15 protein-coding genes and 2 pseudogenes are annotated in these 16,424 nt (G+C 65.9%); 7 read left to right on the forward strand and 10 right to left on the reverse strand.

Annotated features, from left to right (window positions below; genetic code table 11):
- The first annotated feature begins 234 nt into the window (after positions 1–234).
- A complete protein-coding gene (locus tag AC1DJN_RS14670; protein WP_478039368.1) occupies positions 235–1,938 on the forward strand; it encodes a proline--tRNA ligase in 1,704 nt (567 codons plus the stop codon).
- Positions 1,939–2,159: 221 nt separating this feature from the next.
- A pseudogene (locus AC1DJN_RS14675) lies at positions 2,160–2,537 on the forward strand (H-NS histone family protein); the annotation flags it as partial.
- 108 nt (positions 2,538–2,645) lie between these two features.
- Here AC1DJN_RS14675 and AC1DJN_RS14680 read toward each other — a convergent pair.
- A pseudogene (locus AC1DJN_RS14680) lies at positions 2,646–3,743 on the reverse strand (threonine/serine exporter family protein); the annotation flags it as partial.
- Positions 3,744–3,835: 92 nt separating this feature from the next.
- Here AC1DJN_RS14680 and AC1DJN_RS14685 point away from each other — a divergent pair.
- Genes AC1DJN_RS14685 through AC1DJN_RS14700 form a run of 4 tightly spaced genes read left to right on the forward strand, consistent with a single transcriptional unit; the run spans position 3,836 to position 7,354 of the window.
- Positions 3,836–4,957, forward strand: a complete 1,122-nt coding sequence (locus tag AC1DJN_RS14685; protein WP_478039369.1) for an MlaE family ABC transporter permease — start codon at positions 3,836–3,838, stop codon at positions 4,955–4,957.
- Between the two features lies 1 nt (position 4,958).
- Complete coding sequence (locus AC1DJN_RS14690; RefSeq protein WP_033830300.1) at positions 4,959–5,786, forward strand: ABC transporter ATP-binding protein; 828 nt, start codon at positions 4,959–4,961, stop codon at positions 5,784–5,786.
- A gap of 3 nt (positions 5,787–5,789) precedes the next feature.
- Entirely contained in the window at positions 5,790–6,716 is a 927-nt protein-coding gene (locus tag AC1DJN_RS14695; protein WP_025878489.1) for an MlaD family protein, read from the forward strand.
- Positions 6,713–7,354, forward strand: coding sequence for an ABC-type transport auxiliary lipoprotein family protein (locus AC1DJN_RS14700; protein WP_282280443.1), 642 nt, complete (start codon positions 6,713–6,715; stop codon positions 7,352–7,354). Before AC1DJN_RS14695 ends, AC1DJN_RS14700 begins: the two co-directional genes overlap by 4 nt.
- A gap of 85 nt (positions 7,355–7,439) precedes the next feature.
- On the opposite strand, the gene AC1DJN_RS14705 is transcribed toward AC1DJN_RS14700, so the two are convergent.
- From AC1DJN_RS14705 to AC1DJN_RS14715, 3 genes are read right to left on the reverse strand one after another with little or no spacing between them, the layout of a single operon-like run.
- Entirely contained in the window at positions 7,440–8,027 is a 588-nt protein-coding gene (locus tag AC1DJN_RS14705) for an alpha-ketoglutarate-dependent dioxygenase AlkB family protein (protein ID WP_033830298.1), read from the reverse strand.
- A 45-nt stretch (positions 8,028–8,072) separates the two neighbouring features.
- Positions 8,073–8,705 (reverse strand): CoA transferase subunit B, encoded by a 633-nt coding sequence (locus AC1DJN_RS14710; protein ID WP_032976348.1) that lies wholly within the window; start codon positions 8,703–8,705, stop codon positions 8,073–8,075.
- Position 8,706: 1 nt separating this feature from the next.
- Complete coding sequence (locus tag AC1DJN_RS14715) at positions 8,707–9,438, reverse strand: CoA transferase subunit A (protein WP_025878484.1); 732 nt, start codon at positions 9,436–9,438, stop codon at positions 8,707–8,709.
- 173 nt (positions 9,439–9,611) lie between these two features.
- Between AC1DJN_RS14715 and AC1DJN_RS14720 the strand changes: the two genes are divergently transcribed.
- Positions 9,612–12,230 carry a DEAD/DEAH box helicase gene (locus AC1DJN_RS14720; protein ID WP_478039370.1) on the forward strand — a complete coding sequence of 873 codons (2,619 nt, stop codon included), beginning with the start codon at positions 9,612–9,614 and terminating at the stop codon, positions 12,228–12,230.
- 201 nt (positions 12,231–12,431) lie between these two features.
- On the opposite strand, the gene AC1DJN_RS14725 is transcribed toward AC1DJN_RS14720, so the two are convergent.
- From AC1DJN_RS14725 to AC1DJN_RS14750, 6 genes are all read right to left on the reverse strand, one after another.
- On the reverse strand, positions 12,432–13,643 hold the full coding sequence (locus tag AC1DJN_RS14725; RefSeq protein ID WP_442251692.1) for a hypothetical protein: 1,212 nt from the start codon (positions 13,641–13,643) through the stop codon (positions 12,432–12,434).
- Positions 13,618–14,049: a hypothetical protein gene (locus tag AC1DJN_RS14730; protein ID WP_282280436.1), complete on the reverse strand. Its 432-nt coding sequence runs from the start codon at positions 14,047–14,049 to the stop codon at positions 13,618–13,620. The genes AC1DJN_RS14725 and AC1DJN_RS14730 overlap by 26 nt, the downstream gene beginning before the upstream one ends.
- Before the next feature lie 45 nt (positions 14,050–14,094).
- Positions 14,095–14,694, reverse strand: a complete 600-nt coding sequence (locus tag AC1DJN_RS14735; RefSeq protein WP_478039371.1) for a hypothetical protein — start codon at positions 14,692–14,694, stop codon at positions 14,095–14,097.
- A complete protein-coding gene (locus AC1DJN_RS14740; RefSeq protein ID WP_442251691.1) occupies positions 14,691–15,092 on the reverse strand; it encodes a GtrA family protein in 402 nt (133 codons plus the stop codon). Before AC1DJN_RS14740 ends, AC1DJN_RS14735 begins: the two co-directional genes overlap by 4 nt.
- The gene (locus tag AC1DJN_RS14745; RefSeq protein ID WP_032976356.1) at positions 15,070–16,014 is read right to left on the reverse strand and encodes a glycosyltransferase; all 945 of its coding nucleotides are present in this window, start codon (positions 16,012–16,014) and stop codon (positions 15,070–15,072) included. The genes AC1DJN_RS14740 and AC1DJN_RS14745 overlap by 23 nt, the downstream gene beginning before the upstream one ends.
- Before the next feature lie 10 nt (positions 16,015–16,024).
- The coding region (locus AC1DJN_RS14750) for an NAD-dependent epimerase/dehydratase family protein (RefSeq protein WP_478039372.1) at positions 16,025–16,424 on the reverse strand (400 nt) is incomplete at its 5' end.

Consider the following 16,424-nt stretch of genomic DNA (forward strand, 5'->3'; position numbering starts at 1 on the left):
GGTGGGTCCGGTTGCGGGGGTGTCCGCGGCATGGATGCCGCGGCCAAGCCCCCACGGATGGGTTTACGGCGTCCCCCGCAACCGGACCCACCCCGCCATCCCACAGCAACCCCGCTGTTGCCATTGCCGTTGCTCCAGCCGTTGCCTCTGCGGGTGCCGGGCGCAGCCCGGCCGATACCCCTCCCCCGGCCGGGCTGGCAGAATAGGTATCTCTGCCGTAATCCGAAGCCGACGATGCGCCTCTCCCAGTTCCACCTGCACACCACCAAGGAAACCCCCAGCGACGCCGAGCTGACCAGCCACCGGCTGATGCTGCGCGCGGGCATGATCCGCAAGCTCGCRTCCGGCCTGTACACCTGGTCGCCGCTGGGCCTGCGCGTGCTGCGCAAGGTCGAACGCATCGTCCGCGAGGAAATGGACCGAGCCGGTGCCGTGGAATTCCAGATCCCGACCATCCAGCCGAAGGAACTGTGGGAGCAGACCGGCCGCTGGCAGAAATTCGGCCCGCAGCTGCTGAAGATCAMGGACCGCAAGGAACAGACCTTCTGCTACAGCCCCACCGCCGAGGAAGCGGCCTGCGATTTCGCGCGCAGCGAACTGTCCAGCTACAAGCAGCTGCCGGTGAACTTCTACCAGATCCAGACCAAGTTCCGCGACGAGATCCGTCCGCGCTTCGGTGTCATGCGTGCGCGCGAGTTCCTGATGAAGGACGCCTACTCGTTCCACCTGCACGACGAAGACCTCGTGCGTGAGTACGAAAACATGAAGGTGGCCTACAGCCGCATCTTCACCCGCCTGGGCCTGGACTTCCGCATGGTGCAGGCCGATTCCGGCGCGATCGGCGGTGACGCCTCGCAGGAATTCCACGTGATCGCCGACTCCGGTGAGGACGCGCTGGTGTTCTCCACCGGTTCGGACTACGCGGCCAACATGGAAGCGGCCATCGCCGCCGATCCGGCCGCGCGTGCTGCGGCCAGCGAAGCGCTGCGCAAGGTCGAGACCCCGACCCAGAAGACCTGCGAAGACGTCGCCGCGCTGCTGGGCATCGATCTGCAGCGTACGGTGAAGTCGGTGGCGCTGATCGCCGGCGAAGGCGAGGCACAGCAGTTCGTGCTGGCGCTGGTACGTGGCGACCACGAGGTCAACGAAATCAAGCTGGGCAAGGTTGCTGGCCTGGACGAGCAGCGTTTTGCCAGCGAAGCAGAGATCGCCGAATACCTCGGCAGCGTGCCGGGCTTCCTTGGTCCGGTCGCCCCGGCCAAGCCGATCCGCGTGGTCGCCGATCGCGAAGTGGCGGCGATGTCCGACTTCGTCGTCGGTGCCAATGAGGCCGGTTTCCATCTGGCCGGCGTCAACTGGGGCCGCGACCTGGCCGAACCGGAAGTGGCCGATATCCGCAACGTGCGCGCCGGTGATCGTGCGCTGGACGGCGGCGAACTGAAAATCGCCCGCGGCATCGAAGTCGGCCACGTGTTCCAGCTGGGCCGCACCTATGCGAAGGCGCTCGATGCCACCGTGCTGGACGAGAATGGCAAGGCCGCGGTAATGACGATGGGCTGCTACGGCATCGGTATTTCGCGTGTGGTCGCCGCAGCCATCGAGCAGAACCACGATGACGCCGGCATCATCTGGCCCGACGCGATGGCGCCGTGGCAGGTGGTGGTCTGCGTGATCAATCCGAAGGGCGACGCAGGCGTGGCCGATGCAGCTGCAGCTCTGCTGCAGGAGCTGCGCGATGCCGGCCTGGATGCCGCACTGGACGACCGCGGCCTGCGCCCGGGCGCGATGTTTGCCGACATGGAACTGATCGGCATCCCGCACCGCGTGGTGGTCAGCGAGCGCGGCCTGGCCGCAGGCACCTTCGAGTACCGCTCGCGTCGGGCGGCCGAAGCGGAGAGCCTGGACAAGGCCACCCTGCTGCAGCGCCTGCAGGGCTGATCGGAAAAGACCGGGGTATACCCCGGTCTTTTTTTAGCGGCTGGCCGACCCGGGAAAACCGCAACGGACATAATCCGGTCAAAATGGTCGCAACCGGGCCAGCCAGCCGACAGACGGTGACCGCAACTGTTTGTGCTGGGATTAATTCATCATTACTCTGTCCTGCGACGCCACGGACCGGCTCGTCCCTGTCCCTAAATTAGTTTCTGGAGTAATCGTTGATGAGCATCGACCTGACCGGCCTGTCTGCACGTGAGCTGGGCGCATTGATCCGCACAGCCAAGAAGCAGCAGACCATCGTCGCCAAGCGTCGCCCGATCACCAAGGTTCGTGCCCAGCTGAGCAAGCTGGCCAAGACCGAGGGTTACACCATCGAGGAACTGTTCGGTGGTGAACCCGCACCGCGCGCGCGCAAGGTCGCCAAGACCACCAAGGCCCCGTCCAAGGCTGCCGGCCGCAAGCTGGGCAAGGTTGCGCCGAAGTACCGCAACCCGGCCAACCCGAAGGAAACCTGGACCGGTCGTGGCAAGCAGCCGCGCTGGATGGCCGAGCTGACCGCCAAGGGCAGCAAGAAGCCGGAAGATTTCCTGATCAAGAAGGCCTGAGGCCAGCTGCAGCAGGAATGAAAAACGCCGGCGAAAGCCGGCGTTTTTTTTGGGGGTAGCGCCGGGCCATGCCCGGAGAGCGCAGCGGTTGGTTTCCCGATCCATCATGATGATGCCCGGCAGGCGGATGATCGCACCGGGGCGGCCGACCACGCGCCCGAACAGGTTGCCGCCGGCGGTCAGCAGCATCGCCGACAGGAAGATGCCGGCGGGCGTACCCCAGGCATGACCACCAAATTTGGAGATCGCGTAACCGGCCACCGAGGCGGCGATCACCCACGGATAGTCGCGGCGGTTGGCCTTGAACAACATCGCAAAGGCGAACGCCGCCGTCAGCAGCGAGCCCCACTCCACCCACGGCCCCTGTGGCCGCGAGGCACGGATCATCGGGTCCAGCCCCAGCACATCGGCCAGGGTCACCGCGATCATCGCGCCGACACTGAGCTTCATGATCGTGGTCAACGCGCCGGCAAAGCGCGCGGTGCCGGACACCCAGTGCTGGCTGGCCAGTTCATTGACCGCATTGGTCAGTGACATGCCCGGCAGCAGCACCACCAGCGAGGCGATGATCACCGTGTTGAGATTCAGGGCACCCACGAACGTGGCAACCACGGTGGCGACAAGGCCGGCCAGCAGCGCCGCCAGCGCTTCGGCCGCTTCCCGGCTGGCCGGGCGCTTGTCGGTGACCATGCCGAGCAGGCCGATCAACAGGCCGATGACGCCGGCGGTGGCGATGTCCAGCCACGGCAGCTTCCACATGCCCGCCACGCCGGCCGCACCGAGGGTGAAGGACAGGATGGTGCGCAGCTTGCCGCGCCGGCCCGGATCCTTGTCCAGCTGGCGCAGCGCGGTGTGGCCTTGGGCAATGCTCATGCGGCCATTGGCCACTTCTTCGGCGATCCCGTCAGCCACGCTGAGCTTGTGCAGGTCGTTCTCGCCGGGCGCCAAGCGGATCACCCGGGTGATGTCGCTGGAGCCAATGGCCTGCGCCGGATCGCTGAAACTGAGGATGATGCCGGTGGGGTTCGACCACGGTTCACAATCCAGATCGAGCTGCCGGGCCAAGGCAACCACCGCCGCTTCCAGGCGCTGGGCCGTTGTGCCGTAGCTGTGCAGGCGGCCGGCGATCTCGGAAACGAAGGCCACGCGCTGCGCGTAGGTGGCCTGGGGCGTGGGGATCGTGTGAGCGTCTGCGGACATGCGCCGTAGTATTACCTACGTCAGGCTCCGCTGGAGAAATTCATCCTGGTTCGACGCGACGTGCAATTCAGAACGGTTATGCTGCGACCCGAATGGCCCCCATGACCCCGACCCACGCCCCCCAGCTCGAACAGGACGCTCAGGATCCGGGATTGATCCGGCTGTCCGGCCACTGGACCCTGAAGACCGCGCTGGCCGCGGCCGAAGTGCTGCGTGGCGTTCCGGACAAGCTGACCGGCATCGACGCCACAGGCATCGAGCTGCTCGACTCCGCCGGCGTGCTGCAGGTGCTGCGCGTCGCCCATCGCGCTGACCTCAGCGAAGACGCGTTGCAGTTCCGCCCGGACCACCAGGCGCTGGTGTGCACCATTGAGGAAGTAGCCGACGACCGCCCGAAGCCGAAGCGTGACTTCGGCGTACTGGCGGCACTGGAGCGGCTGGGTGTCAGCGTCCATGCCACCGGCCACAACATCAAGGCGCTGTGCAGCTTCCTCGGCGAGAACCTGGTCAAGGGTGCGCGCCTGGTCAAGGAGCCCCGACGTTTCCGCCTGACCGCGACCGTGCACCAGATGGAACAGGTCGGGTTGGATGCGGTGCCGCTGGTGGCGCTGCTGTCCTATCTGGTCGGCGCGGTGATCGCCTTCCTCGGCTCGACCATCCTGCGCGACTTCGGTGCGGAGATCTATGTGGTCGAGCTGGTGAACATCGCCTTCCTGCGCGAATTCGCCGTGCTGCTGACCGCGATCGTGCTGGCCGGCCGCACCGCCAGTGCCTTCACCGCGCAGATCGGTGCGATGAAGGCACGCGAGGAAATCGATGCGATGCGCACCCTGGGGCTCGATCCCATCGACCTGCTGGTACTGCCGCGCCTGGTCGCGCTGCTGTTGACCCTGCCGCTGCTGACCTTCATCGCGATGGTCGCCGGCCTGGCCGGCGGCATCACCGTCGGCGCGTTCGACCTGGACATCCCGCCGCAGATGTACATCGCGCGCATGCACGAAACGATGGAAGTGCGGCACATGCTGGTGGGCCTGTCCAAGGCGCCGGTGTTCGCGCTGGTGATCGGCCTGATCGGCTGCCTGGAAGGCCTGAAGRTGGAAGGCACCGCGCAGTCGGTCGGCGAACGCACCACCTCCAGCGTGGTGCAGACGATCTCGCTGGTGATCATCATCGACGCCTTCGCGGCGTTGTGGTTCATGCACATGGACTGGTGACATGACTACGCATCCGACCCCCGAAGACGTGCCCATGCAGGACGACGACGGCCACGACCTGGCCATACGCGTGCGCGGGCTGGTCAACCGCTTTGGCAGCCAGACCGTGCATGAAGGGCTGGACCTGGACGTGCGCCGTGGCGAGATCCTTGGCGTGGTGGGCGGCTCGGGTACCGGCAAATCGGTGCTGATGCGCTCGATCCTCGGGCTGCGCGTGCCGGATGAAGGGCAGATCGAGGTGCTCGGCCGCGATGCGCGCGCCGACGATCCCGAGAGCCGCCTGCATATCGAGCGCAACACCGGCGTGCTGTTCCAGGACGGCGCCCTGTTCTCGTCGCTGACCGTCGGCGAGAACGTGCAGGTGCCACTGAAGGAACACCACCGCGAACTGCCCGAGCGCTGGCATTACGAACTGGCACTGCTGAAGGTGAAACTGGCCGGCCTGCCCGCCGATGCCATCAACAAGCTGCCCTCGCAGCTGTCCGGCGGCATGCGCAAGCGCGCCGGCCTGGCACGTGCGCTGGCGCTGGATCCCCCCCTGCTGTTCCTGGATGAGCCCACCGCCGGCCTGGACCCGATCGGTGCGGCGGCGTTCGATCGCCTGATCAAGACGCTGCAGGAGGCGCTGGGGCTGACCGTGTTCCTGATCACCCACGACCTGGACACGCTGTATGCGATCTGCGACCGGGTGGCGGTCATCGCCGACCGCAAGGTGGTGGCCAATGCGCCGCTGCCGGAAATCGAGAGACTGGATCATCCGTGGATCCAGGAATACTTCCACGGACCCCGCGCGCGCGCTGCGCGTGGCGAACAGATCGAGAGTGCCTGAGCCATGGAAACAAAAGCCAACTACGTGCTGATCGGCGCGTTCACCCTGATCACCGGCCTTGCCCTGCTGGCCTTCGGCCTGTGGGCCGCCAAGTACTCCTCCGACCGCACCTGGCAGGAATACCGGGTGGTGTTCCGCGAAGCGGTGACCGGCCTGTCGGTCGGCAGCCCGGTGCAGTACAACGGCATCGCGGTGGGCTCGATCACCGAACTGAACCTGGTACCGGATGACCCGCGCCAGGTGGTCGCGCGCATCCGCCTGAACTCGACCACGCCGGTCAAGACCGATACCCGCGCCAAGCTGGCGATCACCAGCCTGACCGGCCCGTCGATCATCCAGCTCAGCGGCGGCACGCCGCAGTCGCCGGCGCTGACCACGGTCAACAAGGACCCGGCACCGATCATCCCGACCACGCCGTCGGCGCTGCAGAACATCACCGACGTGGCCAACCGCATCGTCGAGCGCATGGACCAGATCCTCAGCGACCGCAACGTCGCCTCGATCAACGCCACCCTGGCCAACCTGGAAACCATCAGTGGCGGCCTGGCCGACCGCGACCAGGGTACGCAGTCGCTGCTGCTCAGCGCGCGCGATGCCGCGCGCAGCCTTGACGCCACCCTGAAGACCACCAACGGCACCATCGAGCGCCTGGACAAGAACCTGGTGCAGCAGCTGCCGGGCATCATCGACAAGCTCGACGCCACCTTGGCCAAGCTTGATTCGGCGGCCGGCAATGCCGATTCGATCCTTGGCGAAAACCGCGCCGCCATCAACAGCTTCGCCAATGACGGCCTGGGCCAGCTCGGCCCGACCCTGGGTGAACTGCGTGGCCTGATCCGCGACCTGCGCCGGGTCAGCGACCGCCTCGAGAACAATCCCGCACGCTACCTGCTCGGCCGCGACGCCCCGAAGGAGTTCGAACCCAAATGAGCCCGACCACCCTTCCGCGCCTGTTGCTGGCAGCGTCGCTGGCCACCCTGCTGGGTGGCTGCTCGATCCTCGGCAGCGGCGACAAGAACCCCGTCACCCTGTATTCGCCGGCCGTGCAGGTCAAGGTCGACCCCAGCTGGCCGCAGGCCGACTGGCAGCTGGTGCTGGCCAAGCCCAGCGCCGCGCGCATGGTCGACAGCCCGCGCATCAACGTACGGCCGACGCCGTCGGAGCTGGAGATCTACAAGGGCGCCAGCTGGGCGCAGCCGGCCACCGACATGATCGAAGACACCCTGCTGCGTGGCTTCGAGGATTCCGGCCGCATCCACGGCGTGGCCCGCGTTGCCGCCGGCATCCGCGCCGACTACAAGCTGTCCACCGACATCCGTCGCTTCGAATCGGATTACCAGGGCCAGGCAACGCCGACGGTCGTCATCGAGATCAACGCCAAGCTGATCGACGTCACCAACCAGCGCGTGGTCGCCGACCGCACCTTCCGCCAGTTGCAGCCGGTGGGCAGCACCGATGTGTCGGCAGTGGCAGCGGCGTTCGAGCGTGGCCTGCAGCAGGTGGCGCAGGACGTGGTGGGCTGGACGCTGACCAGCGGGCGGAATGACAAGCAGGCGCTGAAGCGCTGAGGTTGCCCGTTTCGCACGCCGGGCATGGCCCGGCGCTACCGCCACCGGTTCCTGGTAGCGCCGGGCCATGCCCGGCGAACCCTGGTCAACGCGGATGGATCCAGCGGAACGTCAGGTTGATGCGTTCGCCCTGCACCCGCGCCATCTTCGGCAGCGCGTGCTGGTAGTGGCGCTGGGTGGCGCCGCCCATCAGCAGCAGGTCGCCATGACCGAGCAGGAATTCCGCCTTGCGCGTGGTGTCATCGCGGCGGCGCAGCAGGAACCGCCGCGCTGCGCCGAGGCTCAACGAAGCGATCAGCGGCGCCGGCCCCAGCTCGGGCTCGTCATCGCTGTGCCAGCCCATGTAGTCGCTGCCGCCGCGATAGCGGTTGAGCAGTACGCTGTTGAATCGACCGACGCTCTGTTCTTGCAGGCGGATGCGCAGTTCCTGCAGCAACGGTGGCCACGGATGCGGGATGAACTCGGTGCCTGAATAGCGGTAACGCGCCTGCGGATCACCGATCCAGCAGCTCAACCGCGGTGAATCCACCCAGTTGCCGAACATGCGGATGCGGTGGGTTTCCCAGGGGACTTCCTGCGCCAATACACGCTGCAGTGCATCGGCGTCGGCCGCTGGCAACCAGCCCGGCAGATGTCGGACGTCAGCATCAGGCAGATCGTGGGGGAATAGCATGGGAGATCAGGGAGATGGGGCAGCGACACGCCGCCCCGTGGATGCTCAGCGGCGCTTGAACGCGACGCCGGTCTTTTCCTTCAACTCATCCTCGCCCACACCCGCCGCAGTCTCCACCAGCACCAGGCCGTCATCGGTCACATCGAATACCGCCAGGTCGGTGATGATGCGGTCGACCACGCCCACACCGGTCAGCGGCAGCGTGCATTCGGCCAGGATCTTGTGCTCGCCGTTCCTGGCGGTGTGCTCCATCAGCACCACCACGCGCTGCACGCCGGCCACCAGGTCCATCGCACCGCCCATGCCCTTGACCATCTTGCCGGGCACCATCCAGTTGGCCAGGTCGCCCTTGTCGGTCACCTGCATCGCACCGAGGATGGCCAGGTTGACGTGGCCACCGCGGATCATCGCAAAGCTGTCATGGCTGCCGAAGTAGCTGGCGCCCGCACGTGCGGTGACGGTCTGCTTGCCGGCATTGATCAGGTCGGCGTCCACCTCGGCCTCGGTGGGGAACGGACCGATGCCCAGCAGGCCGTTTTCCGACTGCAGCCACACGTCCACGCCTTCGGGAATGTGGTTGGCCACCAGCGTCGGCAGGCCGATGCCCAGGTTCACGTAGGCGCCATCGGTCAGCTCACGCGCAGCGCGCGCCGCCATCTCATCRCGGGTCCATGCCATGTCAGTTGCCCTCCGCACGGATGGTGCGCTGTTCGATACGTTTTTCAGGGGTGGGGTTGTGCACGATGCGGTGCACGTAGATGCCCGGCAGGTGCACCTGGTCCGGATCGATGCTGCCGACCGGCACCACCTCCTCCACTTCCACGATGCAGACCTTGCCGGCCATTGCACAGGCCGGGTTGAAGTTGCGCGCGGTCTTGCGGAACACCAGGTTGCCGGCCTCGTCGGCTTTCCAGGCCTTGACCAGGGCAACGTCGGCGCGCAGCGCGGTTTCCATCACATAGTGCTTGCCATCGAACTCGCGGGTTTCCTTGCCCTCGGCGACCACGGTGCCGTAACCGGTGGCGGTGAAGAACGCCGGGATACCCGCCCCGCCGGCACGCAGGCGCTCGGCCAGGGTGCCCTGCGGATTGAATTCCAGCTCCAGCTCGCCGGCCAGGAACTGCCGTTCGAATTCCTTGTTCTCGCCCACGTACGACGAAATCATCTTGCTGATCTGCCGGGTTTCCAGCAGCTGGCCCAGGCCGAAGCCATCGACGCCGGCGTTGTTGGAGATCACGGTCAGGCCCTTGGCGCCACTGTCGCGCAACGCGGCGATCAGTGCCTCGGGAATGCCGCACAGGCCGAAGCCCCCCACGGCCAGGGTCTGGCCATCGGCGACCACACCCTGCAGGGCTTGCGCCGCAGAGGCGAAACGCTTGCTGCGCGTGCCGCTGGAAGTTGATTGCTGCATCTCTACTGCCCTACCCGGTGAGAATGCCGCCATTCTAGCGGCACACCCGTTACCGGCTGGGATGCGCCGCAGCATGAACCGGCATGCCGGGCTGCCAATCCGTAGAATGTTCCCTTTCCCGCTTGCGGTGCCCTTGGCAACGCGTGCTGTAGATGGAGAGGACAGGACGACGCATGGCCGAAGTATTCACCGGAGGGGAACTGTCCCGCTGGCTGGATGCCGGGACGCTGGAAAAGGGCAACCACCAGGTGTCGGCAGTGCGCGAGCTGCGCTACCGGTCACCGCTGCTGACCGCCCAGGTCGAGGGCTGGCAGGTGGCGATCGACCTGGATGCCAGCGCCCGCACCCCGCACAGCCCCCTGCAGAGTCGCTGCACCTGCCCGGCTGGCACGCACTGCGAGCATGTCGCCGCGGTGTTGCTGGCCGCACTGCAGAACTCACTGGAGGGTGAACCGGGTTCGCTGCGTGCGGCCGCCGATCCGATACTGCCTACCCTGCAGATCCAGGCGATGACACCGATCCTGCATCTGCACAGCATGGAATACCGACCTGCCTGGCTCACCGAACGTGACCCCTCGCAATGGCTCGACGTCGCCACCGTCGCGTTCGAGTACGACGAACACGTGCGTTTTCTCGACGACCCCTCGCTGTTCGTGCACGACGCCGAGGGCCAGCTCTACCTGCTGCCGCGTGACCTGGCCGGGGAGGCACGGCGCGAGGCTGAACTGCACAGCGTCCACCTGCACCGCGAGCGGCAACCGCGCATCGTGCTGGACGGCGGCGGCCCGTTGTTCGAGCTGCGCAGTTTCGACTGGACCCGCTTCCTGCTGGAGGATGTGCTGCGGCTGGAAGCGCTGGGCTGGAAGATCGAGACTGACGACGCCTTCCGCCACCGCATCACCCGGGTGGAGGACATCGACCTGGATGTCCGGTCGGTGTCCGCTGACAGCAACGAGCTCGACCTGGCCCTGACCATCGATGTCGATGGCCGCAGCATTGCGCTGGTTCCGCTGCTGCAGGGCGTACTGCAGTCCGATCCGCGCTGGCTGCGCGGCCAGCTGGATGCCATYGGCGATGACGAGAATGTATTGCTGACGACGGCAGACAATGAACGTCTTGCCCTGCGGGCAGCGCGGCTGAAGCCGGTGATCGCGCTGCTTGCGGACCTGTTCGGCGACCGTGGGCAACCGCTGCGCCTGCAGGCGCATGATCGCGGACGGCTGCAGGCCCTGCAGGACGCTGCGCAGTTACGGCTGCACAGCAGCAACGATACCCGTGCACGCGTGCAGCGCCTGCTGGACGCCCCGGCGATGAGCGCTGTCCCAGCGCCTCAGGGTTTGCGCGCGACGCTGCGCAGCTACCAGCTTGAAGGCCTGTCATGGCTGCAGTACCTGCGCCAGCAGGGCCTGGGCGGCGTGCTGGCCGATGACATGGGCCTGGGCAAGACACTGCAGACCCTGGCCCATSTGCTGGTTGAAAAGCAGAGTGGCCGCCTGGACAAGCCGGCGCTGGTGGTCGTGCCAACCTCATTGCTGCACAACTGGCAGAGCGAAGCGGCGCGCTTCACCCCGGATCTGCGTGTACTGACCCTGCACGGCCCCGCACGTGACACGCAGTTCGACGCCATTGCCGCCCATGATCTGATACTCACCACCTATCCCCTGCTCTGGCGCGACGAACCGGCGCTGCAGGCGCATTCCTACCATCTGCTGATCCTGGATGAGGCACAGCAGGTGAAGAATCCCAGGTCGCGCGCGGCGGCCACGCTGCGCACGCTGCAGGCGCGTCATCGCCTGTGCCTGACCGGCACCCCGCTGGAGAACCATCTGGGCGAGCTGTGGACGCAGTTCGACTTCCTGCTGCCCGGCCTGCTCGGCAGCGAAAAACAGTTCAACCAGCACTGGCGCCATCCCATCGAGCGCGGCAGCGACCAGCGTCGTGCTCAGCTGCTGGCCCAGCGGCTGCGACCTTTCATCCTGCGCCGGCGCAAGGACCAGGTCGCTTCCGAGCTTCCACCGAAGACGGTCATCACCCGCACCGTGGCAATGGAAGGCGCCCAGCGTGATCTGTACGAAGCCGTGCGTGCGGCGATGGAAAAGCAGGTCCGCGATGCGATCAACGGCAGCGGGCTGGCGCGCAATCACATCGTGGTACTGGACGCGTTGCTGAAGCTGCGCCAGGTCTGCTGCGATCCGCGCCTGCTGCCAGGCGAGACACCCGCGCGCGCTGCCGGTTCGGCCAAGCTGGACCTGCTGCGCGAGATGTTGCCTGCCATGGTCGAGGAAGGGCGGCGCATCCTGCTGTTCTCGCAGTTCACCGGCATGCTGGCGTTGATCGGCCAGGCCCTGCGGGAACTCAGCCTGCCCTACGTGCAGCTCACCGGCGATACCCAGGACCGGGTCACGCCCGTGCAGCGCTTCATGCAGGGCGAGGTTCCCGTGTTCCTGATCAGCCTGAAGGCCGGTGGCGTGGGCCTGAACCTGACCGCTGCCGACACCGTCATCCACTTCGATCCCTGGTGGAATCCGGCCGCCGAGAACCAGGCCACCGACCGTGCCCATCGCATCGGCCAGGACCAGCCGGTGTTCGTCTACAAGCTGATCACCGCCGGCAGCGTCGAGGAACGGATCGCCGAGCTGCAGCAGCGCAAGGCCGACCTGGCCGACTCCATACTGGAAGGGAGCGGCAACGCAGCACCGCGCTTCGACGCAGCCGACCTGGAGGCGCTGCTGGCACCGTTACCCGGTGCGCCCAGACGCGCTGCTGGGAAACGCAGGACTACCCGCGCCTGATCCCCGRCTGGCCAGGCAACAACCGGGCCGCGTACCGGAAGATGTGAGCGCAGACCTGGCCCTCCGCATTGGCGTACAGCGGGCGACAAACCTGTGCAGCACCGGAAGCCAAGTGATCGACCCTGGCCTGTGCGGCAGCGAGCAGCTTGCCATCCGATCCGCTGGAGTGCGCCGCACCAGGAGCCTGCAACGCCGCCGGATTCACCGTGGATCTGACGTGGCAGGCGCTGCCGGGTCAGCCCGCCAGACTGCAACCGTGGCCGCCAGGAACAGCAGCAGCACGACGGGCTGACGGACCCGGACGGCGCTGGTCTGCAGATGCCAGGCCAGATCCTGCGGCGTACTCAGGTAGACCAGGAAAAGCACGGCGATGTAGCCCAGCGCGGCCAGCAGCGCCACCGCGGCCAGCGGCCGTTGCAGAACCCGACGCCACAGCACGGCCAGCACCAGCAGCGGCGCCAGCATCCACTCGTCCAGCAACAGGCGCTTGAGGATCATGGCGGACCCGCCGTCGGTCGTCAGCCGTACCAGCAGCTGCGACTGCAGGTCGGACCCGGCAAGATCGTTGCTTATATGCGCTGCAGCGACCGACGTCTTCCACGCCAGCAGCGGCAGCAGCGCAACGACAAAGGCCAACAGCACGCGCCAGCAAAGCCGGCGTTCGCGCAGCGCCCCTTCCAGCACCACACTGCCGACCACCACCGCTGCCAGAACTGCGCCCTCGTTCTTCAGCAGCGACAGCACCGCCACCACCAGTGCCAGCGCCACGATGTCGCCAGGCCGACGGCTGTCATCGGTACCGCGCAGGCGCATCGCCAGTACCAGCGCGGTCAGCGCGTACAACGCCACCAGCGTGTCCATGTAGCCGTTGACCAGCATTTCCCTGCCCACCCGCAGCAGCAGCAATGCCAGAAGTGCCACCCACCAGCGCGAGCGCAGGCCCGGCGCGATCAGCAGCAGGGCGGGCAACAGCAGCAGTGGTGCCACTGCCTTGGGCAGCAGTTCATTCCAGTGTCCCAGCAGGCCGGCAGCTGCGGCCATCAGCAGCGGTACCAGCGCGGGGTAATCGTTATGGCTCCAAGGCGCGTAATCATCCAGCTGGGCGTACAACGTGCCGTCCAGATAGATGCGCTTGGCATGGAACAACCAGATCGAACGCGGGTCCCAGGCATCGCCTGGGCTGCCGAGCGAAATCCCCACCAGCGCCAGCACCACCAGCACCGGAATCGCCACGCGCAGTTCGCGCAGTCCCAGAAGCGAAAGTGCTGCGCCGGCGAGGAATACGGCAAACAGTGCCAGCATCGGCCACCCCATCACGCCCACGGCGGCCAGGCCGTAGCAGAGCAGCAGCGAAACAAGCATGACCAGCGCCGCGCGGCGCCCGCGGTCAGCGGCAGTCGGCAAGAACGACATCTCCCCTCCTGTCGATCAGCTGGCATGCGTTCAGTACCGGGTCGGTGGCGCGCAGGATCCGGTGTGGCGTATCGGCATCGCTGAAGCGCTGCGGATACAAGGCTTCCCACATGCGCTGGCGGATCAGTTCATCGTCCTTCAGCCCCTGCCCCAGCGACAGCGGCGACAGATCGTGCGGCTGCCGCATCACCAGCGCGCGGGCATCGACGACCTCCTTGGGAACGGACACCTCAAAACCAGCGTCGGCGACGAACGCCTGGCCGAGCAGCGACATCTGGAAGTCGGACTTCCTTGCCGTCAGGGCAAGGGACACAAGGATCAGGATCGTCAGCAGGATGACGCTGGCGAGGCGCCAGCGTGCAGAGCTCGCGGTGGAAGGACTGGGTGTCATCTCGACGTCCGGCAACGAATGGAATGGAGGTTGATGAAAAGCAGCATCGAACGGGAAGGCCTATCGGCAGCGGTAGTCGCTCGACATATGACTGTCGCGGAAAGGATCGGTCAGCGCATCGGAGTACTGCCCCATCAGCAGGCGATGGGTGGGCAGCAGGTTCTGCCGATAGAAGCGGCTGAAGGACGCCAACCGTTCACCGCGGCCGGTGAGTTTCACACAACCATCGTGGATCTCGATGGTGCCTGATTGCAGCTGTTCGGTCAGCCGCACCTCCACCAGGTGGTGCTCACGCACGTACTCTTCGGTAAACACCTGGCGGAATGCATCCTCGCGGATGCCGCCCCCCCGCTGCTGCAGTTTTTCAAGGATGTAGAACGACAGCGAGCGGTCGATGACCGTCGGCACCGAGATGGCAAAGATGTAGCCTCCCAGCAGCCAGRTCGCGGCCAGCTGGATCAGCTCCAGGCGGTTGAAGCCGGCGAACCACTTCAGCGCGTACAGGCCCGCAAAAACCACCACCAATGCGATGACCGCATCGACGATGCTGGCATACAGCACCACATTTACCCTGAAATGGCGGACGTGCACGTAGTAGACCAGCAGCAGAACGACGATGAAGGCCATCGTTGCCAGCAGTGCGCGCAGGTATTTGTTCATCGGAACACCACGAATTTGTTGGCGAGAAAACTGAAAGCCATCTGCATGCCGGTCGCCAGCAGGAAGCCGATGCGGTAGTCCAGGCCGAAACGGTCGGCCCAGACGTACATCACCAGTGCATGCAGCATCGCAATGACGGCGTATACCAGCAGGAACAGCGCCCCCTGGCAGGCCACGCTGCCCTGCCGGCCACGGAACACGAAGTAGCGGCTGCCCAGAAACGAGGTGGCAATGCCAAACACAGCGGCCAGCGCATTGGCCGCAGCGGCCAATGACATGTGCAGCACTTCGATGTTGAAGCGCAACACCCCGTAGTGCACCGCCGTGGCCACCAGGCCGTTGATCAGGTAGCGCAGGAACTGGCCACCCAACGCATCATGCGCTGCGGCGGGCGGCATGCTGGACCTCATCAACGAACTCCCGATAGCTGCCGATGCCCAGCACGCCACCGCTGCGGATCATGCCCGACAGCATAAGGATGATCAGGGTCAATGCAGCCGTCTGCAGGAACACCAGCAACAGGATACCGAAGGCAAGCGAGAACCAGCCGGGCGTTGCGAACCCCAGCATCTTCAGCAGCGTTGCGATCACCCCACCGGTCACCGACAGCGCCGCGACAATCGTGCAGGCGATACCCACACGCACCAGCACGTCCTCGGCGAACACCATCAGCGCACGGAACCCATGCAGGGCCAGCCCGACGAAGTTCATCTTGCTGCGGCCTGCGTAGCGCGGACCGCGGTCCAGTGAACAGGTCTGCACCCGCAACTTGGAACTGAGCACGCTGGCGGCCACGTGGGTCCACAGTTCCTGCATTGATGCCAGCCGGCGCACCGCAGGCATTTTTGCCGCCATGAAATTGCCAAAGCTGATCCGACGCCCACTGAGCAGTGTGAAAAGCAGCTTGTAGAACAGGTAGAAGGTCTTGAATTTCAGTGACTCCACCCGGCTGCGGCGGGTCGCAACGACCACATCCACATCGACAGACTCCAGCCCGGCAACCAGCTCGGTGATGCTCTCCGGCGTGTCTTCGCCGTCGGAGTCCATCGCCACCACGATGACATCGTTGCCGAAGTGCTCGGCCACGTAGCTCAGGCCGATGGCGATGGCACGCTGGTGGCCGACATTGCGGCGCAGCTTGATCACCACGCCCTCCAGCCCGGAGGCCTCGATCGCCGAGATCGGCAGTGGTTGGCGCACCGAGCCGTCGTCGACGGCAACGACGTAGGTATCGCCACCCTGCGTACGCGCAAGCTCAAGGAAAAGCCGGGAAGAAGCTTCCAGGTCTTCGTACACCGGCATCACGACAATCTTGCGCATCGCGGTTTCCTCAAGCCTGCAGGCGATGGCGGAAGTAGCTGATGGTCTCTTTCAGACCATCTTCCAGGGCCACCTTGGGCTCCCAGTCGAACGTGGCCTTGGCCAGGCTGATATCCGGTTGGCGCTGGCGCGGGTCATCGGATGGCAGCGGTCGGTACTCGATCCTGGACGTGCCGCCGACCAGGCGCACCACCGTTTCGGCCAGTTCCAGCATGGTGTACTCGGACGGATTGCCGATGTTGACCGGACCGGTGAAATCGGCCGGCGAGTCCATCAGGCGCAACATGCCTTCGATCAGATCGTCCACATAGCAGAAGCTGCGCGTCTGCTGGCCATCACCATAGATGGTGATCGGCTCGCCTTGCAGCGCCTGCACGATGAAGTTGCTGACCACGCGGCCGTCGTTGGGG

The sequence above is a fragment of the Stenotrophomonas sp. 05L414_2 genome, assembly GCF_056397905.1.